The sequence below is a fragment of the Streptomyces sp. NPDC049585 genome (assembly GCF_040675615.1).
Lineage (GTDB): Bacteria > Actinomycetota > Actinomycetes > Streptomycetales > Streptomycetaceae > Streptomyces > Streptomyces luteosporeus.
This window is the reverse complement of sequence record NZ_JBFAPE010000044.1, coordinates 17,012-42,190: the sequence shown is the minus strand read 5'-3', so window position 1 is coordinate 42,190 and position 25,179 is coordinate 17,012. Positions and strand designations below refer to the sequence as shown.

Below are 25,179 nucleotides of genomic sequence, written 5' to 3'. Positions count from 1 at the left end.
CCGTCAGGGGCGCGGGGAACTGCGCGATCGGCCACCGACGGCCCGCAGTCGACGCTCGGCCCCGGGGGGCGACTGCCGGGCGCGTCGTGGCTGGTCGCGCAGTTCCCCGCGCCCCTTCGGGCGCCGTGGTGACCCCGTGACGAAGACCCGCCGGGCTCGGCCTACGGCCACCGGTCCTCGTCCGCCGGGCCGGCCGTCAGCATCACCGGCAGGCGTTCCAGGCCACGGCTGATCAGGGTCGGCTTGTGACGCACCGGCTCGCCGGTGGGCACCGGGCGGCAGCGGGCCAGGGCCGTCAGCAGGGCGGCGGCCTGGACGCGTACGAGGCGGGCGCCCAGGCAGAAGTGCTCGCCCCAGCCGAGGGAGAGGTGTCCCGGGGTGCGGGTGGTGTCCAGGCGGTGCGGGTCGGTGAAGACGGCCGGGTCGCGGTTGGCGGCGCCGACGAGCAGGCCCACGACGGTGCCGGCGGGCACGGGGGTGTCGGCGACGGCGGCGTCGCGCAGGGCGACGCGGGTGATGAGCTGGATGGGCGGGTCGTAGCGCAGGAGTTCCTCGACGGCGCCCGGGACGGCCTGCGGGTGGGTGCGCAGGCGGTCGAGCTGGCGGGGGTGGGAGAACAGGGCGTGCAGGCCGTTGCCGACGAGGTTGACGGCCGGCTCGTAGCCGGCCACCACCAGCTGGCCGACGGCCGTGACGATCTGGTCGACGCTCAGCAGGGAGCCGTCGGGGCCCGGGGCGAGGAGCGAGCCGAGGACGTCGCCGGCGGGAGCGGCGCGGCGGCGTTCGATGAGGTCGCGCAGGTAGCGGGCGAAGTCCAGGCGGGCGCAGGAGATGCGGGCGTTCTCCTGCGGTGTGCGCAGTACCTCCGGGTCGAAGCCGGCCGTCATCCACTTCAGGGCCTCGATCCACTCCTGGCGTTCGCCCAGCGGCACGCCGACCAGCGCGCAGATGACGTCGAGGGCGAGGGGTTCGGCGAGGTCGGCGATGACGTCGACCTCACCGGCGCGGTCGACGGTGGCCAGCAGGGCCGCGGCGCGGTGTTCGACGGCGGGCCGCAGCCGTTCCACGGCCCGGGCGGCGAACGGCGCGGCCACCCGGTTGCGCAGCCGCCGGTGTTCGGGCGGGTCGGTCATCAGGAAGGACTGTGTGCCGGTGTCGAGCGGGCCGAAGCCGAAGCGGGCGTCGCCGAGCACGGCCAGGCAGGCGGCGTGGCCGGTCACCACCGTCGCCTTCTCGTCCAGGCGCAGCACCGGGCTGCCGCCGGCGGCGGTGCGCAGCTGTTCGTAGTGGCGGTAGGGGTCGGTGTGGAAAGCGGGGTCGCGGACGTCGAAGGGGAGCCGGTCCCACACGTCGCGGACGACGGCGGTGACCGGGGTGACCGTGGTGGTGGCGGGTCCGGTGGTCACGTCGTTCCCCCTTGATCGGTGGGGCGAGTGCTGTGGCGAATGGTGTGCCGCCTGACGCCGGAAGGGTTTCTTCCGTGCTTCTTTCCCGCAGAATTCCCGGGCACCGTCAACGAAAACGCCGCCATGAAGGGGACAGTCATGGACATACCCGGTGGGTTAAGTCGGAGAAGACTCCTGAAGGCCGGTCTGGTCGCCTCGGGCGCCGCGTGGGCGGCCGGCCGGCTGCCGTCCGGTGGCACCGGCCCGTCGCCCGCCCCGCTGCCGCTCGAACGGGCCGCCTGGGCCCGGCAGGCCGCCCAGGGCGCGCAGACGCAGGCGGCCTTCCCCGACTGGAGCCGCTTCGCGCGTATCGCGGACGGAACCTTCGACGAGGACGCCGACCCCGTGCGCGACATGAAGCCGGTGGTCGACAAGCTCAAGAGCCAGAACGTGAGCGTCATCGAGCTCGACACCATTCTCTCCCACTGGCTGACCGACGCCGAGTTCGCCGAGCACATGGCGAAGGTCAAGAGCTTCGCCCAGGTCGCCCGCGCGGCCGGGCTGCGCGTCGTCGTCTACTACCCGTCGCTGGAGGTCATCAGCCTGGGCGGGGAGAAGGGACGTTCGTTCTACAAGGACGGCGACGGCAAGAACTGGGTCCAGCGTTCCCTGGACGGCAAGCCCAACGTCTTCTACGGCAGCCTCGTGGTCTGGGTGGACCCGGGCGACGAGAGCTGCTGGGTCAGCCCCAACTCCCCCTGGCGCGACTTCTACCTCGGCCGCATCAAGCAGCTCGCCGCCACCGGCGTCGACGCCATCTGGCCGGACGTGCCCATCTACTTCGACGGCGCCCTGACCTGGTGCGACGCCTCCACCTGGGCCGCCTCCGCCTTCAAGGCCGACACCGGGCTCGCCCTGCCGCCCGCCGACAACTTCTCGGACCCGCGCTTCCGCCGCTACGTCGAGTGGCGCCACCGCAACCTCAATCAGTGGCAGCTGGACATCGCCGCCGCCGGCCGCTCCGTCAACCCCGACCTGCTGACCTTCGTCGAGACGGTGAGCATGGACTACCAGTACGCCACCCGCATCGGCCTGGACGGGGCGTACCTGCGCACCGCGGGCGGCGGTGTCAGCCACGTGTGGGAGGTCGACATCCTCGGCCTGCGCGACGGCATGCGGCACGCCACCGCCAGCGACTGGACGTGCCTGATCTCGATGTACAAGTACGCCCGCGCGGCCAGCGGCACCAAGCCGGCCTGGGCGTTCTCCTACGGGTGGAAGGCCGACGACGCCTCGCTGGTGATGGCCGAACTGCTGGCGTCCGGCTGCAACCCGTACGAGGTCAAGAGCCCGTTCAAGGACATCAGTACCGATGTCGCCATGCGTACCCGCATGTACGCCTTCGTCGCCGCCCAGCAGGAACGGCTGTACGACACCGTCTCCGCCGCCACCGTCGGCGTCTACCACTCCTCCGCCTCGCGCGACTACGTCGCCCCGACGGCCGGCACCGGCATGTACGTCAACGCCAAGGCGCCCGCGGGCGTCGCCGACTGGTGGAGCGGCGGCGCCACGGAGGAGAGCTGCACCCGGCAGGCCTGGCTCGGCGAGTTCCGCGGCACGGTCAAGGCGCTGGTCTACGGGCACATCCCCTTCACCACCGTCACCAGCCCGGACCTGACGGCGGCCGACCTCGCCGGCTACCGGGTCCTGCTGCTGCCCAACCTGCAGGCCGTCTCGGACGCCGAGGCCGCCGTGCTGCGCGGCTATGTCTCCGGCGGTGGCACGGTGGTCGTCACCGGGCCGGCGCCGACCGCCCTGGACGAGTACGGTGCGGCGCGCGGCGAGTACGCGCTGGCCGACGTCCTCGGCTTCGGCAGGGCGGACGCCGCCCCGGCCAGCAAGCGGCACGCCTTCGGGGCGGGCACCTGCCACTACGTCCGGGACCTGGCGGGGCTGAAGTACCTGACCGCCACCGACCAGGCCAGTGCGGACGCGCTGCTGGGCCCGGTGCGCGAGGCGGCGCCGCCGGCCGTGACGCTCGCCGCCGGCGACCGGCGCATCCATGTGGAGGCCGGCCGGCTCGGTACCGGCGAGACGGTGGTGCAGCTGGTGAACTTCACGGGCTTCGGGGACGCGCCGGGGACGTTCCGCACGGTGCCGGCGACGTGCACGGTGGCGGTGCGGATCCCGGAGGGGAAGCGGCCGGTCTCCGCCGCGGTCGCCTCACCGGACGCGGCGTCGCCGGTGGCGCAGCCGGTGCCGTTCTCGGTGTCCGCAGACACGGTGACGGTGGAACTGACCGTCAAGCAGTATTCCTTGGTGAGCGTCATTTTCGGCTGATTCGCTCATGTACGGCGCCCCCTGAGAGCATGGTCGATGCATCGATCATTGCGGGGGGCGCTGTGCGACGGGCCCCTGCACGGACATCCGGAAAGAGGGGCCGCGCAGCGGTGGAAGAAGAAGACCTGGGCACCGGGGAACGCACAGGGGAACTGCTGCGCCGGCTGCGGCGCGACCGGGGATTGTCGCTGGCGGAGCTGGCCCGTCGGGCGTTCTACAGCAAGGGCTACGTCAGCAAGGTCGAGAACGGCGAGAAACCGCTGACCTTGGAGCTGGGTCGCGTCTGCGACCAGGTGCTGCAAACCGGCGGCACGCTGGAAAGCGCCGTCCTGGCGACGGCCAAGGACAACGGCGGCAGGAAACGGGACACGGGCGTGTGCCCGTACCCCGGCCTGTCCCCGTTCGGTGTCCGGGACGCGCGGTGGTTCTTCGGCCGCAGGGACGCCGTGGCCGACCTCGTCGCCCAGTTGAGCGAGCGGCTGCGCACGCCGGGGCCCCTGCTGGTGACAGCCCCGTCGGGCGCGGGGAAGTCGTCGCTGCTGAGGGCGGGGCTGATACCGGCTCTGGCACGCGGGGTCCTGCCCGTCAGCGGCTCGCGGAACTGGCCCGTCACCCTGCTCACTCCCGGGGAGCGTCCTCTCGACGCGCTCGTGGAGCGGATGTCCGTGGCCACCGGGGCCTCCCGTCAGCTGCTCGACAAGGCCCGGCAGGAGGGGGCGGACGCCTTCGCCGCTGCGGTGGGCGCCGCCCTGCCGGACGAGGGCGCAGCGCTGATCGTCGTGGTGGACCAGTTCGAAGAAACCTTCATGCTCTGCCCCGACGCCCACGACCGGGCGGCTTTCGTGGACGCGCTGACGGCCCTGACGGCACCACGGGGCACCGGCGCGGGCGCCCTTCCCACCGCGCTCGTCGTCCTCGGGGTCCGGGCCGACTTCTACGACCGCTGCCTGGCCTTCCCCGGCCTGGCCGCGTCCCTGCAGCGGGGTCACATCACCCTGGGGCCGATGGGGGACGCGCAACTGCGCGACGCCGTCACCGGGCCGGCCCGCGAGGCCGGTCTGGAGGTGGAGCCCGGGCTGGTGGAGGTACTGCTGCGCGACCTCGGTCACCTGCCCGGCCGGGCGGCGCCCGGCCACGCCGCGCAGGGCGGAGCACTGCCCCTGCTCTCCCACGCCCTGCTCGGCACCTGGCAGCACCGCGAGAACTCCACGCTGACCGTCGAGGGCTACCGGTTGACGGGGGGCGTGTACGCAGCGGTGGCCGCCACCGCCGAGCGCGCCTACGCGTCCCTGCCCGCGCACCGGCAACAGGCGGCCCGGCGGGTTCTGCTGCACCTGGTCCAGGTCGGCGACGACCGGGAGACGAGCCGGCCGGGCCGCAGGGCCGACCTCGTGGAGGCGGGCGCCGACGCGGACGGTGACGCGGAGGCCGTCGTCGAGGCGTTCACCCGGGCGCGACTGCTGACCGTGGACGCCGACCACGTCGAGGTGGCCCACGAGGCCCTGCTGCACGCCTGGCCCCGCCTGCGCCAGTGGATCGAGGAGGACCGGGCCGTCCTGCGCACCCGCCAGGCCCTCGCCGAGGCGGCCGCCGCCTGGGAGCGCGAGGGCCGTGACCCGAGCCTGCTCCACCGCGGCTCCCGCCTGGCGGCGGCCCTGGAGGTCGCCGGACATCCCTCCGGCGCAGCCGCCCTTCCCGCGACGGCGCGCAGGTTCCTCGAAGCCGGTGTCGAACGGGAGCAGTCGGAGAAGCGGACGGAGCAGCGACGCCTGCGGAACCTGCGCACCCTGACCGCCGGCCTCGCCACCCTTCTCGTCCTCTCGCTCGTGGCCGGTGCCGCCGCCCTCCATCAGAGCCGCATGGCCCAGGACCAGCGCCGCGTGGCGGAGTCCCGCGAACTCGCCGCCCGGGCCACCGGCATGCTGCGCGACCAGCCCGAGGCCGCGATGCTCGTCGCGCTGAGCGCCTACCGCCGCTCTCCCACCGCGGAGGCCCGCAGCAGCCTGCTGAGCACGTACGCGGCGTTCCCCGGCAACCAGCTCACCAGTCACACGGACGACGTCTTCGCCGTGGCGTTCAGCCCCGACAGCCGCACGCTGGCCACGGCGAGCGACGACCACACGGCCAAGCTGTGGGACGCGGCCTCCCGCAGGCTGCTGGCGACCCTGACGGGGCACACCGACAGGGTCCGTGCCGTGGCGTTCTCCCCCGACGGGCGCACCGTCGCGACGGCCGGCAGGGATCGCACGGTCAAGCTGTGGGACGCGCGGACCCACCGGCCGATCGTCACCCTCACCGGCCATGCCGGCGCCGTCAACGGTGTGGCGTTCGCCCCCGACGGGCGCACCCTGGCGTCGGCGGGCGACGACGGCACCGTACGCCTGTGGGACGTGGCCGCGCGGCGTTCGGCAGGCGTGCTCGGCGAGGGCAACGGCGCGGTCTGGCGGGTCGCGTACGCGCCCGACGGCCGTACGCTGGCCGCCACGTACACCGATCAGAAGGTCAGGCTGTGGGACACGGCCTCGCGTCACGTCGCCGCCACGCTCAGCGGCCATACGGCCGCCGTCACCGCGGTGGCCTTCTCCCCCGACGGGCGCAGCCTCGCCACCGGGGGCCTGGACAGGACCGCGCGGCTGTGGGACCTCGCCTCCCGGCGCATGACCGCCACTCTGTCCGGGCACCGCGACATCGTCTGGTCGGTGGCCTTCTCCCCCGACGGCCGCACCCTCGCCACCGCGGGCTACAACGACGACACCGCGCGCATGTGGGACACGACCACGCACGAGGCGGTCGGCGCGCTGACGGGCGCGGGCACGATCCCGGCGGTGGCCTTCAGCCCGGACGGGCGGAGCATGGTCACCACCTCGACCACCGAACAACGGGGCACCACGCCCACCCTGCAGCTCTGGGACGCTTCGTCCCGGCAGAAAACCGGCACGCTCGTCGCAGGCGGCGGGACGGCGACCGCCGTGGCCCTCTCGCCGGACCGGCGCACCCTGGCCGCCGGTGACGCCCGGGGCACCGTCGTGCTGTGGGACATGGTCGCCGGCAGCGTCGTCACCACCCTCTCCGGTCCCGCCGGTGCCGTGACGAGCCTGGCGTTCTCCCCCGACGGCCGTGCCCTCGCCGGCACGAGCGACGACGGCACGGCACGGCTGTGGGAGACCACCACGTACCGGGAGGCGGCCACCCTGACCGGCCACGGCGGAGCCGTCCTCGCCGCGGCCTTCAGCCCCGACGGCCGCACGCTGGCCACCGCCGGCGCCGACCGCAGCACCCGCCTGTGGGATGTGCGCTCGCACGAGGCGATCGCCGTGCTCGACGGCGAACCCGAGGCCGTGGCCTCCCTGGCGTTCTCCCCGGACGGCCGGACCCTCGCCACCGGCAACCACGACGCATCCGTCCGCCTGTGGGACCTGCGCTCCCGCAAGGTCGTCGCCACCTTGACCCGCTCGGGCCCGATGTGCAGGACGTACTCCCTGGCCTTCGGCCCCGACGGCACCACCCTGGCCGCGACCAGCTGCGACGTCACGGTGTGGGACGTGGCGGCCCGGCAGCGCATCACGAGGCTGACCGGCCACACGGAAACCGTGAGCCACCTCGCCTACACCCCCGACGGCGCCACCTTGGCCACAGCGGGATACGACCGCACCATCCGCCTGTGGGACACCCGCACCCACCGGCCCGTCGCCACCCTGACGGGCACGGGCGGCTACGTCTCGGGGCTCGCGTCCTCCCCCTCGGGACACACCCTCGCCACGGTCAACTCCGACCGCACGGTACGCATCTGGGAACTGGACCCGGCCGCCATTGCCGACAGCGTGTGCCGGCTCGGCGCCGACCACCGCTGGAACGCAACGCTCGCGAAACTCCCGACGAAGAACCCCTGCGGCTGAACACCCCTGCGACTGAACGACGTGGTGGCGGGGATGCTCCATAAAGCATCCCCGCCGCCTTTGCAGCGCACGACATTCGCTCGCGACGAACCCCCGTGCCATCGCAGCGGCTGCATGCCTGTTCAGCGCTCACAGTTCACCGGGCGGCGCATGCAGAACGCAAGGTTTTCCCTGTTTCCTCTTGGCATCGGAAGCTGAGGAAACCCGCGCTCGCCCGCACGACGACCGCTGCGGCAAATAGCCGGCACCATCGATCGTTTGCTCAGGTCAGCGCCGGTTTCCTGCGTCCTTCGGCATCGGGAAACCGGTAAACCCATTGACCGGCGAAAAGCTTGGAACGAGTCTTCCGGCGGCGAGTGCACTCCTCATGGACGCACTCGCCTCTCCTTGCATCTACCCACAAGAGGACGGAAGCCGATCGATGAAGTTGCTTCCCCGCCTGTTCGCCACCGGGGTCATCGTTGCCGCGGCGGCGAGCGGCTACACACCCGCGGTGGCCGCGGACGCCTTTCCCAACGGCGTGGAGGATTTCGAATACCCGCAGGCCGACAAGATCTTCAAGGACCGGGGCATCAAGCTGAAGCGCGGCGACGGCCACGTGGTGCTCGCCACCTGCGACAGCCGACCCGGGCTGGTCGAGGTGTACGCGCGGGGCATGCAGACGACGGACACGGTCGGGCAGGGGAAGTTCTGCTTCCGCATCACCGGTACGTCCGGCTACCTCAGCCTGGAGCTGCCGTCGGTCTACGGCGCCAAGGGCAACGACTATGCCGTTCGACTCAACATGGTGGCGGCGAACCAGGAGAAGTCCTTCGACCTGGAGAAGAACAAGTGGACCGGCGTCGGCGAGACGAACGATCCACAGGGCCGTGAGTTCGCCCTCCTCGAGATCGTGGCCAAGAAGTAATCCGCGTTTCAACAGCTCTCCGAAACATACCGTTCTCCGAGGAATAAGGAACGTTCATGTCCGCTAACAGTCCACGCGCCGCGTGGATAGCAGGCCTGCTCACCACGTCCGTCGCAGCGGGCGTCCTGTGCGGAACCCAGGCGCAGGCCGTCGTCGGTGACGAGGCCCGCGACGGGCAGTACCAGTTCACCGCCAGGCTCGACATCGGCAGCGGTCGGCGCGCCTGCACCGGGGCGCTCGTCGAGAGCCAGTGGGTGCTCACCGCCGCCAGCTGCTTCGCGGACGACCCCTCGCAGGGGTTCCGCATCACCGGCGGGGTCCCCAAGCAGAAGACGACCGTCACGGTCGGCCGCACGGGCCTGTCCGGTACCGCCGGATCCACGATCGGAGCGGTCGAGCTCGTGCCGCGCGGCGATCGCGACCTGGTCATGGTCAAGCTCGCCAAGCCGGTGTCCGGTGTCTCTCCCCTGTCCGTGGCCACCGGCGAGCCCCGGCAGGGCGAGGACCTCCGCACGGCCGGTTACGGCCGCACCAAGGACGAATGGGCCCCCGACCGCCTGCACTCCGCGTCGTTCACCGTCTCCTCCGCCGCCGGCACCTCCCTCGATCTCGAGGGCAAGGGCGCGGACGCCGCCCTGTGCAAGGGAGACGCCGGCTCCCCCGTCTTCCGGGAGAGGGACGGCAGGGCCGAACTCGCCGCAGTCAACTCCGCCTTCCAGCAGGGCGGCTGCTGGGGCTCCGAGGCCGGTGACACGCGCAGGGACGCCAGAAGCACCCGCGTGGACGACGTCGCCGACTGGGTCCAGGCCACCGCGGCCCGCGACCTGCTCTCCCGGGCGGACTGGAAGAACGCCGCATACACCGCGTCCGGCTACTTCACCGGCCCTGCCGGCGGCAAGCGCTCCATGGACCTGTTCGTCGTCTGGAAGGACGGCTCGGCCAGCCTGTACCAGGGCTCCAGGACCGGTGACCCCAAGACGCCCTTCTCCGCCGAGATCCCGATCGCCAAGGCGGACAGCATGTGGAAGTACGCGCGGGCGATCACCGGCGGTGCATTCGTCGGTGACGGCACGGACGGTCTCTTCGTCCGCTGGAAGGACGGCGAGGTGACGGAGTACGCCCATCTCGACGAGAAGGGCGTCCACGGCGAGAAGACCCTGCAGAAGGGGGAGAAGGACAACCCCAATCCCTTCTGGAAGAACGCCCGGCTGATCACTGCCGGGCGGTTCACGGGCAACGATCAGCGCGACGACGTGCTGGTGCTGTGGGAGAACGGGTCCACGTCGATGTACACCGACGTCCACAGCAAGGGGCTCGGCGGCCACGAGCAGTTGAGCGAAGCCACGAAGTCCTGGGAGAACGCGGCGCAGATCAGCGCCGGGGACTTCACCGGCAAGAAGACGTCCGACCTGCTCATCCAGTGGCAGGACGGTGAGACGAGCCTGTTCCCCGGCGTCGACGCCAAGGGGTACCACGGTCGCACCAAGATCCGTGACGCCGGATCCGCCTGGAAGAACATGCAGACCGTCACCACCGGCTCCTTCGCCGACGACACCGGCAAGGTCAACGACATCCTGATCAGCTGGAACAACGGCAACCTGGGCATCTTCCCCGCCATCGACGCGGCCGGAACCCATGGCGGCATCGAACTCGTGAGCTGACGCGGTCCGGGGGCGCGGCGGTGGGCCGGACACCCGCCCGGCCGAAGGCGCGCCCCCGTCGTGTTCACGAGGCATTGTCCAGCCATCCATGGCGAAATGTGAGGGAACATGATCAATAAGAGACCGGAGTTACAGCAGCGCCACTCGTGGCGGCGGCACCGCAGGTTCACCGGGCTGGCGTCACTGACGCTGGCGGTGACGGTGTTCGGCACCACCGTGGCCCAGGCCGTGCCGGCCGAACCGGACGGCCCCGCGCTTGCGGCGGATGCCCGCGCCCAGGTGGTCGAAGCATGGAACCTCGGGGGAACCTCGGCCAAGGAAGCCGCGGCGAAGGCCCTGGTCGGTTCGGACGCCGACATCACGTCCTTCCTGCGGCAGGGCCTCGACCACGCCCGGGCCGAGGACGAACGGTTCGCTGTTCTGAAGATGTTGAGCTCGGCCGGAGCGGGTGTGCGCGAGGCCGCTTCGAAGGCTCTGAGCGGTTCCGATGCGGACATCCACGCATTCGTGAAGTCCGGCTACAAGGCCCCTCTGGACGACGACCGGCGCGTCCAGGTCCTGACCGCGATGAACAGCGGGGACGACGCGGTGCGCAAGGCCGGTCAGAAGGCCCTCGACGAGGGCTCCGCCACAGCGCTGCAGGAATTCCTCGACAGTGGCTGGGGCAAGGCCCAGGAGGAGGACGACCGGGTCGAGCTCCTGAAGGTCATGCAGGCCGGCGGCCCGGAGGTGAAGAAGCAGGCGCAGCGCGCGTTGAACGGCTCGGCACAGGACGTCGCGGAGTTCCTGGAGAGCGGGCAGCACCTGGCCCGGGCTCGCGACCAGGAGTCCTTGACGGTCGCGCAGCTCGCCCGGGTGGCGGGCGAGGCGGGCAAGCGGGCCAAGCGGGAGACCGACGCCGCGAAGGAGGCGTCGGCGCGGGCGGAGGAGGCCTCGAAGAAGGCCAAGGAAGCCGCTCAGAAGGCCGCCAAGGAGAGCGCGGCCGCCAAAAACGATCTCCAGCGTGTCGGGCAGGCCGCCAACCGCGCCGCCGCGGCGGCCTCGGGCGCCGCGGAAGCGGCTCGCACGGCGATCCAGGCCGCCAATACGGCCATTGCCGCTGCCCGCACGGCCGCCGAAGCCGCTCAGGCCGCTGCTGCGGCAGCGGCAGCAGCTGCCGAGGCGGCCGCACGCGCCTACTCGGCCGCCTCCAGGGCCGCGGGCGACGCGAGCGAGGCAGCAGCGGCGCGGCAGGCCGCCAGCGCCGCACGCGATGCGGCGAGCGGAGCCCGTACCGCCGCCGATGCCGCCCTGCACGCGGCCGATGCCAGCGCCGAGGCGGGCAGGGCGGGCGCCGCCGCTGCCCGGGCCGCACAGAACGCGGCGGATTCGGCGGCTGCCGCAGCGGAGGCCGGCGGCGCGGCGGGGGAAGCGACCGAGCAGTCCCGGCGGGCGCGCGAAGCCGCCGACGTCGCCCGCAATGCCGCAGGCGAGGCCACCGAGGCCGCCGGCAGGGCGCAGTCCCTCGCCGATCAGGCCGCCTCCGCCGCGCGTGATGCGCACAAGGCCGCCAACAGCGCTGCCGGGCATGCCGAGCGGGCCGCCAAGGCCGCGGACGAGGCTGCGGCCCAGGCCGGCAGGTCCCAGGACGCGGCGAACCAGGCCACGCTGCACGCCAACGCCGCCATCGAGGCCGCCACCATGGCCTCCGATGCCGTCGCACAGGCCCAGAAGGTCGAGAAGCTCGCCCGCGAAACCGAGAAGGCCGCCCTCGCAGCGGACATGAAGTCCGGTATCGAGGATGCCAAAGCGCTCGGCAAGGCCGAACAGAACACACGTGAGTGGGCGGACCGGCTGCAGAAGCGGGCGGGTGCCACCGAGGAGGCGACCAGGCAACTGCTCGCCAAGGCCGCGGCACCGGGCACCGACGCCAGGACGGCAGCCGAACTGGGCCGCAAGGCCGCTGTCAATCTCCTGGGAAACACCGGCGTGTGGACCCGGGCAGCGGCCGAGAACGCCCTTTCCGGCAGTGACGGCGCCGTCATCCGCTGGGTGACCGCGGAATACCGGCGCGCCCTGCACCTGGACGACCGGGACAAGGTCCTGCTCCTGGCACAGGTGGGCAGCCCGGCCCTGGCCGAGGCGGCTCTCAAAGTGCTGAAGAGCGGCGACCCCGGGCAGGTGGAGAAGTTCCTCGCCGAAGGCTCGTACGACGTTCAGGTCGACGACTACCGGGTCCAGGTCCTCAAACTCATGAAGGGAGCGGGCAAGAGCGTCACGGAAGCCGGCAATGCCGCATTGAGCAAGGGCACCGCCAAGGCACTCAACGCCTTCCTGGTCGACGGATACCGGGAGGCCCTGGTCGAGGACGACCGGGCCGAGACCCTGACCGTCATGAACAACGGCGGACCCAACGTGCAGGCCGCGGCCCAGATTGCGATGGCCGGACCCGCCTCGTTGCAGCACGACTTCGTCACGCGTGTCCGGTTCAAGGCGGCGCAGCAGGACCAGGACACCGCCACCCATGTGGCCTCCGTACGCGCCTTGATCGCCAACGCAGCCCGCAGTGCATCCGTCGCGAACCAGAACGCGGCGCTGGCGTACGAAGTGGCGGCAAAGGCCCGCAACAAGGCCCAGGAAGCCAGCCAGTGGGCCGACAAGGCCAGGGCTTCGGCGAAAGAGGCGAAGGGCTACGCCGACGAAGCGCAGAAGAAGGCCCGGGAGGCCGACGACTCGGCCGCCTCGGCTGCGGATTCCGCCCAGAAGGCCAGGAACGCCGCGGCCACGGCCCGGCAGGCAAGCCGGCAGGCCAACTACTCGGCCAACCAGGCTGCCGCATCCGCCGGACGGGCCGTCGACTCGGCGACCGGCGCACAGGACGCTGCTGCCGACGCGAGGGTGTCCGCCGTCAGTGCGGGCAAGAGCTTCGAGGCGGCCTCTCAAGCCGCGGACGAGGCCTGGGGCATCACGGCGACGAAGTACTTCGAGGAGCAGGTAGCCGCCGTGACCAAGGCGTTGCAGGACGCACTGGACAACGTCAAGAAGGGGATCGACCCCGCCGACGACCCCAAGAACGACGACGTGGCGGTGCCCGGCGAGGACTCCGATTCCGGCAACGGCCACTCGACCGCGAAGGAATGGGCCAAGCGCCTGCACAACCTTGGCGGAATGGCGTCGGGCGTCGCGTCCGCTGCAGGACGCGTCCCGTCGGGGATCCCTTACGTCTCCCCGGGCGCGAAGTTCATCCAGAGGACTGCTCAGGTTTCCTACTTCGGTTTGGAAACCACTGCAGGGGGCTTGGAACTCTACGCCCGCGGATACTTCGACGGTTGGAGCACCGAGGGCTTCGTCAAGGGGATGTACGACTTCATCGCGCCGGACAGCATCCTTTTCCGGCAGCCCAACAAGAAGGTACGGGTCGTCCGGCGCGTCGTAGAGGGCGCCTACTCCGGCGTCAAGAAGTTCTTCGACTGGTGAGCAGACCCTCCGGCACCGGGATCCGCCACAGGGAGGTCGGTCTGTCCTCGTCGCCCTCGTGGGATTCGAAGGCGATCCAGTGGCCGTCCGGGGACCAGCTGGGGGCGCCGTCGTAGGTGGCGTCGTTCCTGGTGATCCGGACCGGGGTGCCGGAGCCGTCGGCGCGGGCGGCGAAGATCTGGGGCTGTTCCAGTCCGCCGGCCGTCGAGGAGAACACCACCCACCGCCCGTCGGGCGACCAGCTGGGGTCGGTGTGCTCCCCGGGGGCGGAGGTGATGCGGCGCAGTCCGGTGCCGTCCGCGCCGATGGTGTACAGCGCCCATTCGCCGCCGCCCGTCGCGCGCCGCTGGAAGACCAGGCGGTCGCCGGCGGGCGACCAGTTGGGCTGGCGGTTGTCGGTGCCGGTGGCGGGTCCGTCCAGGAGCTTGACGGCGTCGGTGCCGTCGCGGCGCACCTTCCACAGGGAGCCGCGCTGGCGTTGGTCGCTCTCCTGGAAGACCAGCCAGCGGCCGTCCGGGGAGAAGCTGGGCTCCAGGTAGCCGGAGGAGCCCTCGTGGGCGGTGATGCGGGTGGGGCGGCCGCCGGGGCGCAGGACCCACACCTCGTCCGGGCCACCGGCGCGGTCGGAGGCGAAGGCGACCTCACCGGAGCGGTTCCAGCTGGTGCCGGGCAGGTTGACGGCGGCCCGGTCGTCCTCGTCGATCAGGGTGCCCGGCTTCTTCGTGCTCCTGGTCGCACCGGGGGCGTCGAGCGGCAGGACGCGCAGGGCGGCGGCGCCCTCGTTGTAGCCGCCGTGGAAGACGGTGAACAGCAGGGAGCGGCCGTCCGGGGAGAAGGCGGGGTTCTGGGCGCTGGCCCCGGCACCGCCGCGGAAGAGCAGGCGGGCGCCGTCGTCGCGCGGCGCGGGTGCGGGACCGGGCCCGGAACCGGAGTCGGAGCAGGCGGTGGGCAGGAGGGCGAGGGCCAGGCCGAGCACGGCCACGGCCAGGGGTCGTCTGCGCACCGGCCCGACCGTAGCCGAGCCGGGCGCAGCGGAACAGAGGTACGGGAGGTACTACACCGGCACCGGCAGGGGCAGGGGTGCCGCGCCGGTGAGGAGTTTGGGCACGGAGGCCGCCAGGGCCTGCAGGTCGGCGACCACCTTGGGGACCAGTGCGGTGATCTTGGCGACGTCCTTGGCCTGGACGGCCGCGAGCAGGTCGGTGAGGTCCTTGATGAGAGTGACGGCCTGCGCCTTGACGTCGGAGACCGTGTCGCCGGCGGCGTGCCGCGCCGTGTGGGTGCGGACGTCGGCGAGGAGCCGGCCGGCGGATGCGCCCAGCTGCCGGTGCAGGTCGCGCAGGAGGGCGAGGTCGGGGTCGGCGGTGCGGCACTCGTCGACGATGCGCCGGCCGAGCCGGAGCGTGTCGTCGAGGTGGCCGGTGGCATCGGCCGGGGTGGCGGGCTGCGGTGCCTCTTCCCGCAGGACGGGGCGGGGGCGCCCGCCGGCGGCGAGGGCGGGGCCGGTGAGCCCCAGGGCCAGCGAGCCGCACACGACGGCCGCGGATATGGAGGTGAGCAGGGACCGTCCGCCGCAGGCCCGGCGGGCGCAACCGCTCGGCCGTGTGGGCGAACGCGGCGCGGCGGGCGCCGGCACACCTGATGAACTGGGAATTCACCGGAAAGGACCGGGCCGGTCGGGGCCGGATGGCCCTGCGTCCGAAAGGGTAGGCAGAATCGGGGGGTGTCCAGAAGAAAAGCACGCAACCGCCCGCAGCCGCCGGTGCTCGCCACCTCGCCCTGCCCCTGCGGCAGGCAGCAGACGTACGCGCAGTGCTGCGGGGCGTTCCACAGCGGGAGTGCGGCGGCGCCCACCGCCGAGCGCCTGATGCGCTCGCGCTACAGCGCTTTCGTCGCCCTCGACGGCGCGTACCTGTTGCGCACGTGGCACTCCACGACGCGGCCGCGCACCCTCGACTTCGATCCCGACATCCGCTGGACGGGGCTGGAGATCCTCTCCACCACCGGTGGCAGCGCCTTCCACCAGGACGGGACGGTGGAGTTCCGCGCCCACTACGAGCTGCACGGCGAGGCCGGGTCGCAGCACGAGCTCAGCCGCTTCGTGCGCCAGGACGGTGCATGGGTGTACGTGGACGCGGTGGAGTGAGCGCGCCGAGCAGCGCGAGTTCGCGGCTGCCGTGCTCGACCATGAGCCGCAGTGTCCGGTCCGCGCCGGGGGCCAGCGGCTCCAGGCTGCGGCCGTCGGGGGCGAGCCGCCGCAGGGTGGTGGCGATGCGCCGGCGGGCCTCGGCGAAGGGCAGGTGGCGCTGGGCCGCGGTGAGTTCGCCGAGCTCCGTCCAGGCGCCCAGGGCGGCCAGGACGGTGCGCACGGCCCGCATCTCGGTGCGCAGCTGCGGCAGCAGGAGGCTGTCGTGGGCGAGGGGGCCGGCGGCGACGCCGGCGGCTTCGCGCACGTAGCGGTCCAGCAGCAGGTGCAGCACGGCGCCGGGCGGGGGCGGGGGGTGGCCGGTGGCGGCGAGCACCCGGCCGAGCCGGGCCACGAGCAGCCGCCCGGCGGGGGTCAGACCGTCGCGGCCGGTGGTGGTGAGCTGTTCGCCGAGGTGGTGGGCGCGCTCGTACGCCGTGCGGCCGTCGCCGCCGCGCAGGGTGTGCAGGACGGCGAGGTGGACGTACCCGTGGAGGGCCGTCACCGCGCGGGCGGTGTCCCAGGCGTCGGCGTCGCACAGCCCGGGCGGCTCCCAGGGGGCGCCGACGGTGGCGTGCGCGGCGTGGGGCACGGTGAGGGGGCGGGCCTCGGCCACGTCGGCCAGTTTCTGCCGCAGGGCCTCGTACAGCAGTCGTCCGGCGGCGGCCGCCGGGTCGCCGAGCGCGGCCCGTTCGACGAAGGCGGCGCCGGGCACGTACGGCCCGTCGTGCTCGTCGGCGACCGCGACCAGGCGGACGTGGCGCACGGCGCCGTCCCATACGCGCGGCAGGGTCGTCCGCAACGTCCGCGCGGCGGCCCGCAGTGCGGCGTGTTCGCGGGGCCCGGGCACGTACAGGGTGCGCTCGGCCAGGGCGGGCAGGTGCTCGTCGGGGCCGCGCCGCAGGCCCCACACGCGGGGTCCGGCCGCCGGCGTCGTCACCGCCATGGTGTGCAGCACCTGCGGGGGCAGCGCGCCGCGCAGGGCGGCGCGCACGAGGGGGTCGGCGAGGACGCGCCAGCGTTCCTCGGCGTCCAGGGGCGCGACCGCGGCCAGCAGCATGCGGCCCTCGGGCGCGCCGGCGAGGGAGCGCTCGATCCCTTCCCGCACGTGGTCGCGCGCCTGTCCACTGTCCCCGAAGGGCCGTCCCCGTGCGAGAACGGCGTCGAACCCCTGCTCGTCCAAGGCAGCCTCGCTCCCGCGCATCGCCGGTTGGGGCCTGCGGTCCGCCAGGAACGTTGACACCGTGCGTCATCAGGGTCAACGCGTGGTTCCGGCCGGATCCGGGCCGGGGCGCGCTCGTCACCCGACGGCGAAGTGCAACTCCGGGCGGGCCCAGGTGACCTGGGGCGGCCTGGGCGGCACGGTGCCCGTGCGGCGGGCGCCGAGGCGACGGTAGAAGGATTCGGCGGGCGGGTGGGAGACCACGCGGACGGTGCTCAGACCGGCTGCGGCGGCCTGGGCGAGCATGTGGCGCACGAGGAGCCGGCCGATGCCCGTCCCCTGGGCGTCGTCGGCGACGAAGGCCAGGTCGAGTTCCGGCGGGTCGAGGACGAGTGCGTAGAAGCCCAGCAGGCGGTCGGTGGCGTCGACGGCGGTGAAGACCCGGTGCCGGGCTATGTACTCGGCCGTCACGCGGTAGCCGGAGATGATCGAGGAGTACGGCCCCCGGTAGGCGCCCGACTCCCGGACCAGACCGGTGAGGGCGGCGGCATCCCGTGCGGTGGCGCGCTTGATCGTTGCCTGGTGCATCCGCGGAGTATAGGCCGCGGCCAAGGCTTCGAGGGTCGTCGAACGGGGTGGCCGGGGCGGCCGGGCCGGGCGCAGCCTGGCGGGGCGGGACGGGAAACGAACTCCCCGCGGACAAGGAGCAGATCATGGGCAACGACATGTCCTCCGCCACCCGGCGCCCCCGGCGCCGGCGCCTCGGCGCCCTGGCGGGTGTGGTGCTGGCCGGCGCGCTGGCCTGTGCGGGGGTCGCGGCCCCGGCGCATGCCGGCGCCCCGGCCGCCGTGAAGCTGGCCGGTTGCGGCTGGAACAACCCCAGCGGGGAACACCCGTACTACGAGCACTGCGCGACGAACACGAACGTCTGGATCCAGGTGACGCGGTGGGCCCGCGGCAAGTACCACCGCTGTGTGGGGCCGGGCCGCACGGTCCTGGACTTCGACGCGACGGGCGCCTGGTACGACAGCAACTATCAGGGCGGGTTGTGCGCGCACCCCGGTGACACGGGGCCCTGAGCGGCCCACGGGAGGTGCAGGCGGCCGGCGCACCGCGCCGGCCGCCTGGTGGTGTCCGCCCTGCCGGACTACTGGCGGACGGTCCAGTGGTCGTTGGCGCCGGCCTTGAGGAACTTCAGCCGCGGGCAGAGGAAGTCGCGGCCGTCGGGGCGGGGTTCGCTCCAGGGGGCGTCGGCCGGGCTCGCGGCCTTCCAGGCGCCGTGGTCGCGCAGTTGGACGGCGCTGCTGTCGAAGACGGTGGTGCGCGCCTCGGTGCAGTAGTAGCCGACTCCGGTGGCGGGGTCGGTGCTGGCGTAGATCTCGAACATGTCCCAGCCGTGGTCGAGTGCGCTGAGGTCGTTGCCGGACTGCCGGTACAGCAGGCTCCAGGCGGCGGTGCGGTGGTTGTACAGGTAGGCCGACCAGCGGTTGGTCGCGGCGTCGTCCAGGACCATCTGCACGCTGTAGGCGCGGGTGCCGCCGGGGCCGGTGGTGGTGTAGGTGGCCAGGAAGTCGGCGTCGACGGGCAGGACCTTGGCGGGTCCGCCGGGGCTGCTGCACCAGTCCCAGGCCCAGATCTCGTTGCCGCTGTTCCAGTAGGCGGTGACGACCTCCATGCAGGACTTCTGGGCCTTGGTGGTGGGCGCGTAGGTGAAGTTGTCGGGGTCGGAGACCTTGTAGGCGGGGTCGACGGTGTGGGTGGCGGTGATGCCGTCGTGCGTGCCGGGCCGGGGGAAGACGCCCCACCAGTTGTGGGTGAGGTCGGCGTCGGGGGCTGCGGTGCGGGCGGCGCGGCGGCCGTCGGCGAAGGCGCGCACCGCGCGGTCGCGGCCGGGTGCGTGCCCGGGCGTGCGGGCTGCGGTGACCGTGCCGTGGTGCGGTGCGTCGGGCGAGGGGGTCCGCGCGGGGCCGGGGGTGCCGGCGGTGGCGGGGGCGGGGACGAGTGCGGCCAGTGCGGTGAGCAGGGCGGCGACGAGGGTGATGCGGTGTCTGTTCACGTCTCCTCCAGGACCGTTGCAGGTCCGCGAGTCGGGGGGGTGGGAGGACGTGCCCTCGCATCACGCGAGGGTAATGTTCATGACAATCTCGCCGGCGCCCTGGAGTGTCAAGAAACGCAGGCGACCCCCCTTCACCCCTGACGCACATCGACCCCTGACGCACACCGGCCGGTCGCCGCGGCTTTTCCGGGCGGCCAGGCAACCAAAGCCCTCGCGTTCCCGTCTGATGGACAGGCGGCACTCCACGCCCGTCGGACGGGGCCGGCATCAGGCCCGGTGAGGGCTCCGGGCGGCCGTACGGACCCGCTGCCGCACATCCCGGTCACCACCGGGCGGACGCCGCCGCAGCCCCCAAAACGGACAGCCGACTTCCGGCCGATCTGGTGACGCCGTACGGCGCCTGGGGCGAATGTTCCGACGCCCACCGCACACCCGTTCAAGGGTGTTGTATACAGGAGTTGACACAGGTCACGTCCGTCAGGGGCACCGGCCCGGCCGCCCCGGCGGCGCCGACACCCCCGCGCCCGGTGGGTGCGGTTTCGGCCAGGTGCCGCCGGGGACCGCCGGGCACCTGCTCAGTGCACCCCGCACGACCTGCGGGCATGGCGCACTATATGGCTGAGCGGTCGGGGGGCCGCGTACGCCTCCCGCGACCGGGGCACGCGCGTGCCCCGGCAGGCCGCGTCGACGCCGCACGCCCCAGGCTCAGGGCGGGTGGCGCGGAACGGGACTTCGGCGCCCGTTCCTCGGGGAGAGCACATACGGCCGGGGTGGGGAGTCCGGCCGTCCGGTGGGGGCCGATCGGTGTTCCAGTTCAAGGTGCGGGGCGTTCGAGGATTCCTCTCCCGCGCACACGTCATTCGTCCGGACGGCGGCGCACCCCACGCGCGGCTTCGTCCTTGGGGGGTAGTAAGCACATGGGGCGTACAACCCGGCGGCTCGCGGCGTGGTCCGCGGCCGCGCTGCTGGCGATGGCGCTGCCGCAGGGCAGCGCGAGCGCGGCGGAGCCGGCACCCCGCGTCGACCTGCGGTTGCTGGTCGTCGACGACGGCGGCCCGGCCGTGCAGGCGATACGTGCCGAACTGGACACGGCCGGCACGCCGTACACACCGCTCGTCCTCGACGACGCGAAGCGGGCGCGCGTCGACGCGGGCTTCCTCAGTGACACCGTCGATGGCCGGACCAGAGCGAAGTTCCAGGGCGTGGTGCTGCCCAACGACAATCCCTTCGGGGCCGGTTCGGCCGAGATGACGGCCCTGGCCGACTACGAGAAACGATTCGGCATCCGCCAGGTCGACGCCTATACCTATGCCCGCCCGGCCGTGGGTCTGAACACCCCCCAGGACGGCGGCTATGCCGGCCCGCTGGACGGGCGCACCGCCCAGGTGACCCCGGCGGGGGCCACCGGGCCCTTCGGCTACCTCAAGGGAAACGTTCCTTTCGAGGACAACGACCCGGCCGTGAACGAGAGCTACGGCTATGTCGCGACCCCCCTGGAGCACCAGGCGGACGGCGCGACCTTCACCCCGTACGTCGACGCCGCAGTGCCCGGCGGCACCGGGCGCGGCTCGCTCATCGGCCGCTACGACCACGACGGGCGCAGCGAACTGGTGGTCACCTTCGTGGCCAACCGCTACCAGACGCAGTTCCGCCTCGTCTCGCGCGGCATCGTCGAGTGGGCCACCCAGGGCGTCCACCTGGGCGCCGCCCGCAACTACTTCGGCGTCCACGTCGACGACGTCTTCGCCTCCGACGACCGCTGGGACACCAAGCTCAAGTGCACCCCCGGTGACGTCGACTGCCCCGGCAACCCCAGCCCCGAGAGCCCCTCGCTGCGGATGACGGCGGCCGACGCGCAGTACGCCCGGCAGTGGTCGCAGTCCCACGGCCTGACCCTGGACCTGGCCTACAACGGCGTCGGCAGCGAGGAGTACCGGGCCGACCACGGCGGCGCGCCCGACCCGCTGCTGCAGCAGCTGCTGACCGACCAGAAGTCGTTCCGCTGGATCAACCACACCTACACCCACGCCTTCCTCGGCTGCGTGCAGAACACCACCGTCGTGCCCTGGAAGTGCGCCACCGACCTGCTGGGCCGGGTGCGCTGGACCGACGCCGCGACGATCGGCTACCAGGTCAACCAGAACCTCGCCTGGGCCGCCGGCAACAAGCTCGCGGTCGACCGGGACGAGCTGGTCACCGGTGAGCACTCGGGCCTGAAGACCCTGCCGCAGCAGCCCGACGACAACCCCAACCTCGCCCCCGTCCTGGCCGCCTCCGGCGTCGGCTGGATCGCCAGCGACACCTCCCGCGAACCGGGCCAGCGCCCGGTCGGCAGCGCGCTGACCGTGCCCCGGTACCCGATGAACGTGTACTACAACGTGGGCACGGCCGCCGAGCAGGCGGACGAGTACAACTGGCTGTACACCAAAAAGGCCGACGGCGGCAGCGGCACCTGCGAGAAGTACCCCGAGACGACCACCTGCCTGAAGAAGCCGCTGGACGTCAAGACCGGCTTCGCCTCCTACATCGCGCCGCTGGAGGCCCGCATCGCCCTCGGCCACGTCCTCGCCAACGACCCGCGGCCGCACTTCATGCACCAGTCCAACCTCTCCGAGGAGCGCATCGGCTACACGGTGCTGGAGAAGGTGCTCGCCGACTACAACGGCCTGTTCGCCGCCGACACCCCGCTGGTGAACCTGCGGATGAAGGACATCGGCAGCGAGCTGACCCGCCGCGCCGCGTGGAACGCCGCGCTCGCCGCCGGAAAGGTCACCGCCTACCGCACCGGCACCGCCGTCACCGTCGACGCGCCCGCCGGAGTGCAGATCAACGCGACGCTGCCCGCCGGCACCACGCAGAACGGCACCGCCTTCGGCACCGCCTACGCCGGCGCCCGCTCCGGCTGGACGGCCCCCGCGACCGGTGGCCGCGCCGACTTCACGCTGCCCGCCCAGGCCGCGGCTCCCCGCCTGCAGTCCGCCAAGGCCGCCCGCGTCCAGGCCCCGGCGCCCGCCGTCGAGGTGCCCCGGGGCGTCAGCCGCCCGGTGGCGTACGGTCCGGGCGAGTCCGCCCGGCGCTGAGACCGGCCCGGAAGTTCCGTGCTGAACCACCCCACGTCCCACCGCCTACCGGAGAGATTCGACCTTTCATGCACGGACCGACAGCCGGGCCGGCCTCGGCCGCGCCCTCGGTGACCCTGCTCACCGAGGGGACCTACCCGCACAGCCACGGCGGGGTCAGCGTGTGGTGCGACCAACTCGTCCAGGGCATGCCGGACATCGACTTCCGCGTGATCGCGGTGACCGGCACCGGCCGCGAGTCGCTCGCCTGGCAGCTGCCCGGCCACGTCCGGGCGGTGCAGGCCCTCCCCCTGTGGGGGCCGCCACCGCCCGGGCGGGCGCCGCGCGGACGCGCCCTGCGCCGCTTCCTGACCGCCTACGAGCAGTTCCTGCTCGCCCTGCTGGACCCGGCCCACGCACACCACTTCTCCCGCAGCTTCCACCGGCTGGCCGAGTACGCGAGCGACGGCACGCTCTTCCCCGCCCTGCGCGGCGAGGCCGCGGCCCGCCTGCTGGCCCGCCTGTGGAACCGCCCGCACCTGGCGACGGCCGCCGCCCGCCCCACGCTCCACGACGCGCTCGCCGCCACCGACCTGCTCGAACACGCCCTGCGCCCGCTCGCCGCCGAGGTGCCGGACCAGGGCATCACCCACGCCGTCAGCGGAGGCCTCGCCACCCTGCCCGGGCTGGTCGCCCACCACCGCCACGGCACCCCCTTCCTGCTCACCGAGCACGGCATCTACCTGCGTGAGCGCTACCTGGGTTTCCGGGCCGAGCCCTACCGCTGGCCGGTCAAGGCCCTGATGCTCGGACTGTTCCGGCTGCTGGCGATCGAGGGCTACCGCTGCGCGGCCCTGGTCACCCCCGGCAACCGCTACAACCGCCGCTGGGAGGAGCACGGCGGCACCCCGCCCGAGCGCATCCGCACCGTCTACAACGGCGTGGACCCCTCCGCCTTCCCGCCCGCCGGGCCGGAGCCGGAGGTGCCCACGCTCAGCTGGGCCGGCCGGGTGGACCCCATCAAGGGCCTGGAGACCCTCATCCGCGCCTTCGCGCTGGTGCGGGCCGAGATACCCGAGGCCCGGCTGCGCCTGTTCGGCGGCACCCCGCGCGGCGGCGAGGGCTACCGCACCGCCTGCGAGGCGCTGGCCGCCGAGCTCGGGGTGGGCGAGGCCGTGGTCTTCGAGGGCCGGGTGGAGGACATCCGCGACGCCTACGCCGCCGGGAACGTGGTGATGCTCTCCAGCATCAGCGAGGGCTTCCCCTTCACCCTGATCGAGGCGATGTCCTGCGGCCGCGCCACCGTCTCCACCGACGTCGGCGGGGTGCGGGAGGCGGTGGGCGAGTGCGGCCTGGTCGTCCCGCCGCGGGACCCCGAGGCCATGGCCCGGGCGGCCCTGGACCTCCTGCGGGACCCGGCCCGGCGCGCGCACATGGGCGAGGCGGCGCGGCTGCGGGTGATCGAGCAGTTCACCCTGCGCCAGACCATCGACGCCTTCCGCGCCATCTACCACGACCTGTCCGGCCTGAACCGGCCGGTGCCCGTACGCGTCCCGGTCCACGAGCCCGTACCGGCCCTGGCCATGGCCGCCGGGGGTGCCGGATGAGCGGACTGCTGCGCCTGGTGCCCGGCGAAGGGAATCCCGCGCCGCTCGCGGCCGGCCCCCTGCCGGGCCGGTCCCGGCCGCGCTGGGCGGCCGACCCCGTGGCCGAACTGGCCCGCGAGATGGCCGAGGTGTGCGCCGCCGCCGTGCACCCCGACGAGATAGCCGCCGTCCTGGAGGCCGGCGGCCTGACGGGGGAACAGATAGCCGAGCGCTACGGCCGGCGCGACGCCTTCGAGCTGGCCACCGAGCTCTTCGCCCTCGTCCCGCGCGCCCACCCCGAACCCGAACCCCGGCCCGACCCTTGGCGGGTGACACCCGGCCGGTTCGGCCTGCGTTCGCTCGTCTTCACCCTGCCCGGCCTCGGCTACGCGCTCGGCTCGCCCCTGCCCGAGGGGCCCCACGAGCGCTTCGGGCAGCCCGCCGGCACCGCGGCCCTGGTGGCCTCCGCCCTGGTGGCCTGGGCCCTGAACCAGGCCCTGGCCCACCGCGCGTACCTGCGCCTGGCCGCCGGCGGAAAGGCCGCGGCCGCCCGCTGCCTGGCCGCCGGCGCCCCGCTCGGCGCGGCGCTGGCCACCGCCGCGGCCCCGGCCCTGGCCGCGCCCGCGCGGACGGCGGCCTTCGCCGCGGGCCAGGCGCTGTACCTGGCGGCGGCCACCGTCCTGCTCGTCCTGGGCCGCGAACGGCTGCTGCTGCTCGCGCTGCTGCCGACCGCCGCCGGCGGCGCGGCCCTGCTCGTGGGCAACCCGCCGGCCCTGGTGGGCACCTGCCTGCTGCTGGCCACCACCGGCGGGGCGCTGGCCGGCGCCGGGTGGGAGACGGTACGGGCCCTGCGCGGCGAGCGGGCACCGGCCGGTCTCCCGGCGCCGCCGCTGTACGCGTCCGTGCCCTACGGCCTGTTCGGGCTGGGCTGCGGGGTGCTGACGGCCATCGCCGCACTCGGCGGGAACGTGGCCGACAACGCGGCGAACCCGGCGAGCGGGCCGTCGGTGATCTCGCTGACCCTGAGCATGGGCGCCGCCGAGTGGCTGCTGTACCGCTGCCGGGGCCGGGCCCTTGCGGCGCTGGCCGCGGTGACCACGCCGGCCGGTCTGCTGGGGCGGGCGGCGCGGGTGCTGGCCGGGTGCGTGGGCGCCTACCTCGCCGTCCTGACCGCCCTGGTCCTGCTCGTCGGGTCGCTGTGGCCCGGCGGCGCACCGCCCACCGGGGCCGCCCTCGCCGCACTGCTCGCACTCGGTGCGGTGCTGTGGACCGGGCTGCTGCTGCAGGCGTACGGCGCCGCCTGGTTGCCGGCCCTGCTGTGTACGGGCGCGGCCGCCGCCGAGGCGGCCGCGCTCGCGCCGGGGCCGCCCTCGCCGCTCGCCGGGCGGCTGATCGCCGGCGGCTGCGCGGCGGTGGTGCTGCTGGTGGTGGCCGCCGTCCGTCTCGGCCGGATCACCACCCACCGCTAGCACGTACCGACCCTTGA

Annotated in this window: 16 protein-coding genes; 10 read left to right on the top strand and 6 right to left on the bottom strand. The window is 73.3% G+C overall.

What is annotated here, in order from left to right; all coding sequences use genetic code 11:
* Window positions 1-161 precede the first annotated feature (161 nt).
* On the bottom strand, window positions 162-1,406 hold the full coding sequence (locus AB0K17_RS28285; RefSeq protein ID WP_365984712.1) for a cytochrome P450: 1,245 nt from the start codon (window positions 1,404-1,406) through the stop codon (window positions 162-164).
* A 138-nt stretch (window positions 1,407-1,544) separates the two neighbouring features.
* Here AB0K17_RS28285 and AB0K17_RS28280 point away from each other — a divergent pair, with 138 nt between their 5' ends.
* From AB0K17_RS28280 to AB0K17_RS28260, 5 genes are all read left to right on the top strand, one after another.
* On the top strand, window positions 1,545-3,725 hold the full coding sequence (locus tag AB0K17_RS28280) for a hypothetical protein (RefSeq protein WP_365984711.1): 2,181 nt from the start codon (window positions 1,545-1,547) through the stop codon (window positions 3,723-3,725).
* Window positions 3,726-3,835: 110 nt separating this feature from the next.
* A complete protein-coding gene (locus AB0K17_RS28275) occupies window positions 3,836-7,621 on the top strand; it encodes a helix-turn-helix domain-containing protein (protein ID WP_365984710.1) in 3,786 nt (1,261 codons plus the stop codon).
* Between the two features lie 421 nt (window positions 7,622-8,042).
* Complete coding sequence (locus AB0K17_RS28270; protein WP_365966332.1) at window positions 8,043-8,528, top strand: hypothetical protein; 486 nt, start codon at window positions 8,043-8,045, stop codon at window positions 8,526-8,528.
* Between the two features lie 56 nt (window positions 8,529-8,584).
* Complete coding sequence (locus AB0K17_RS28265) at window positions 8,585-10,189, top strand: trypsin-like serine protease (protein ID WP_365984709.1); 1,605 nt, start codon at window positions 8,585-8,587, stop codon at window positions 10,187-10,189.
* A gap of 216 nt (window positions 10,190-10,405) precedes the next feature.
* Complete coding sequence (locus AB0K17_RS28260; RefSeq protein ID WP_365984708.1) at window positions 10,406-13,645, top strand: hypothetical protein; 3,240 nt, start codon at window positions 10,406-10,408, stop codon at window positions 13,643-13,645.
* On the opposite strand, the gene AB0K17_RS28255 is transcribed toward AB0K17_RS28260, so the two are convergent.
* Window positions 13,623-14,648 (bottom strand): hypothetical protein, encoded by a 1,026-nt coding sequence (locus tag AB0K17_RS28255; protein ID WP_365966335.1) that lies wholly within the window; start codon window positions 14,646-14,648, stop codon window positions 13,623-13,625. The two genes, AB0K17_RS28260 and AB0K17_RS28255, sit on opposite strands and share 23 nt — an antisense overlap.
* Before the next feature lie 51 nt (window positions 14,649-14,699).
* Window positions 14,700-15,179, bottom strand: a complete 480-nt coding sequence (locus AB0K17_RS28250; RefSeq protein ID WP_365984707.1) for a hypothetical protein — start codon at window positions 15,177-15,179, stop codon at window positions 14,700-14,702.
* A gap of 189 nt (window positions 15,180-15,368) precedes the next feature.
* Here AB0K17_RS28250 and AB0K17_RS28245 point away from each other — a divergent pair, with 189 nt between their 5' ends.
* Window positions 15,369-15,791, top strand: coding sequence for a YchJ family metal-binding protein (locus AB0K17_RS28245; RefSeq protein ID WP_365984706.1), 423 nt, complete (start codon window positions 15,369-15,371; stop codon window positions 15,789-15,791).
* Here the strand turns inward: AB0K17_RS28245 and AB0K17_RS28240 are convergent.
* Both AB0K17_RS28240 and AB0K17_RS28235 read right to left on the bottom strand, forming a co-directional pair.
* Entirely contained in the window at window positions 15,736-17,013 is a 1,278-nt protein-coding gene (locus tag AB0K17_RS28240; protein ID WP_365984705.1) for a hypothetical protein, read from the bottom strand. The genes AB0K17_RS28245 and AB0K17_RS28240 overlap by 56 nt on opposite strands.
* 117 nt (window positions 17,014-17,130) lie before the next feature.
* Complete coding sequence (locus AB0K17_RS28235; RefSeq protein WP_365984704.1) at window positions 17,131-17,580, bottom strand: GNAT family N-acetyltransferase; 450 nt, start codon at window positions 17,578-17,580, stop codon at window positions 17,131-17,133.
* A gap of 125 nt (window positions 17,581-17,705) precedes the next feature.
* Between AB0K17_RS28235 and AB0K17_RS28230 the strand changes: the two genes are divergently transcribed.
* Entirely contained in the window at window positions 17,706-18,071 is a 366-nt protein-coding gene (locus tag AB0K17_RS28230; RefSeq protein WP_365966340.1) for a DUF6355 family natural product biosynthesis protein, read from the top strand.
* 68 nt (window positions 18,072-18,139) lie between these two features.
* Here the strand turns inward: AB0K17_RS28230 and AB0K17_RS28225 are convergent, their stop codons facing one another.
* Window positions 18,140-19,048 carry a carbohydrate-binding protein gene (locus AB0K17_RS28225; RefSeq protein ID WP_365984703.1) on the bottom strand — a complete coding sequence of 303 codons (909 nt, stop codon included), beginning with the start codon at window positions 19,046-19,048 and terminating at the stop codon, window positions 18,140-18,142.
* Window positions 19,049-19,965: 917 nt separating this feature from the next.
* Here AB0K17_RS28225 and AB0K17_RS28220 point away from each other — a divergent pair.
* The 3 genes from AB0K17_RS28220 (at window position 19,966) to AB0K17_RS28210 (ending at window position 25,162) form a co-directional block, all read left to right on the top strand.
* Window positions 19,966-22,128 (top strand): hypothetical protein, encoded by a 2,163-nt coding sequence (locus AB0K17_RS28220; protein WP_365984702.1) that lies wholly within the window; start codon window positions 19,966-19,968, stop codon window positions 22,126-22,128.
* Window positions 22,129-22,196: 68 nt separating this feature from the next.
* Entirely contained in the window at window positions 22,197-23,714 is a 1,518-nt protein-coding gene (gene pelF / locus AB0K17_RS28215; RefSeq protein ID WP_365984701.1) for a GT4 family glycosyltransferase PelF, read from the top strand.
* On the top strand, window positions 23,711-25,162 hold the full coding sequence (locus AB0K17_RS28210; RefSeq protein ID WP_365984700.1) for a hypothetical protein: 1,452 nt from the start codon (window positions 23,711-23,713) through the stop codon (window positions 25,160-25,162). The genes pelF and AB0K17_RS28210 overlap by 4 nt, the downstream gene beginning before the upstream one ends.
* The last annotated feature ends 17 nt before the right edge of the window (window positions 25,163-25,179 follow it).

What these genes read in the sequence shown, in the direction of transcription:
- AB0K17_RS28280 (WP_365984711.1), top strand. Translation starts at nt 1,545, where the DNA reads ATGGACATACCCGGTGGGTTAAGTCGGAGAAGACTCCTGAAGGCCGGT.
- AB0K17_RS28270 (WP_365966332.1), top strand. Translation starts at nt 8,043, where the DNA reads ATGAAGTTGCTTCCCCGCCTGTTCGCCACCGGGGTCATCGTTGCCGCG.
- AB0K17_RS28265 (WP_365984709.1), top strand. Translation starts at nt 8,585, where the DNA reads ATGTCCGCTAACAGTCCACGCGCCGCGTGGATAGCAGGCCTGCTCACC.
- AB0K17_RS28235 (WP_365984704.1), bottom strand. Translation starts at nt 17,580, where the DNA reads ATGCACCAGGCAACGATCAAGCGCGCCACCGCACGGGATGCCGCCGCC.
- AB0K17_RS28230 (WP_365966340.1), top strand. Translation starts at nt 17,706, where the DNA reads ATGGGCAACGACATGTCCTCCGCCACCCGGCGCCCCCGGCGCCGGCGC.
- AB0K17_RS28220 (WP_365984702.1), top strand. Translation starts at nt 19,966, where the DNA reads ATGGGGCGTACAACCCGGCGGCTCGCGGCGTGGTCCGCGGCCGCGCTG.
- pelF (WP_365984701.1), top strand. Translation starts at nt 22,197, where the DNA reads ATGCACGGACCGACAGCCGGGCCGGCCTCGGCCGCGCCCTCGGTGACC.
- AB0K17_RS28210 (WP_365984700.1), top strand. Translation starts at nt 23,711, where the DNA reads ATGAGCGGACTGCTGCGCCTGGTGCCCGGCGAAGGGAATCCCGCGCCG.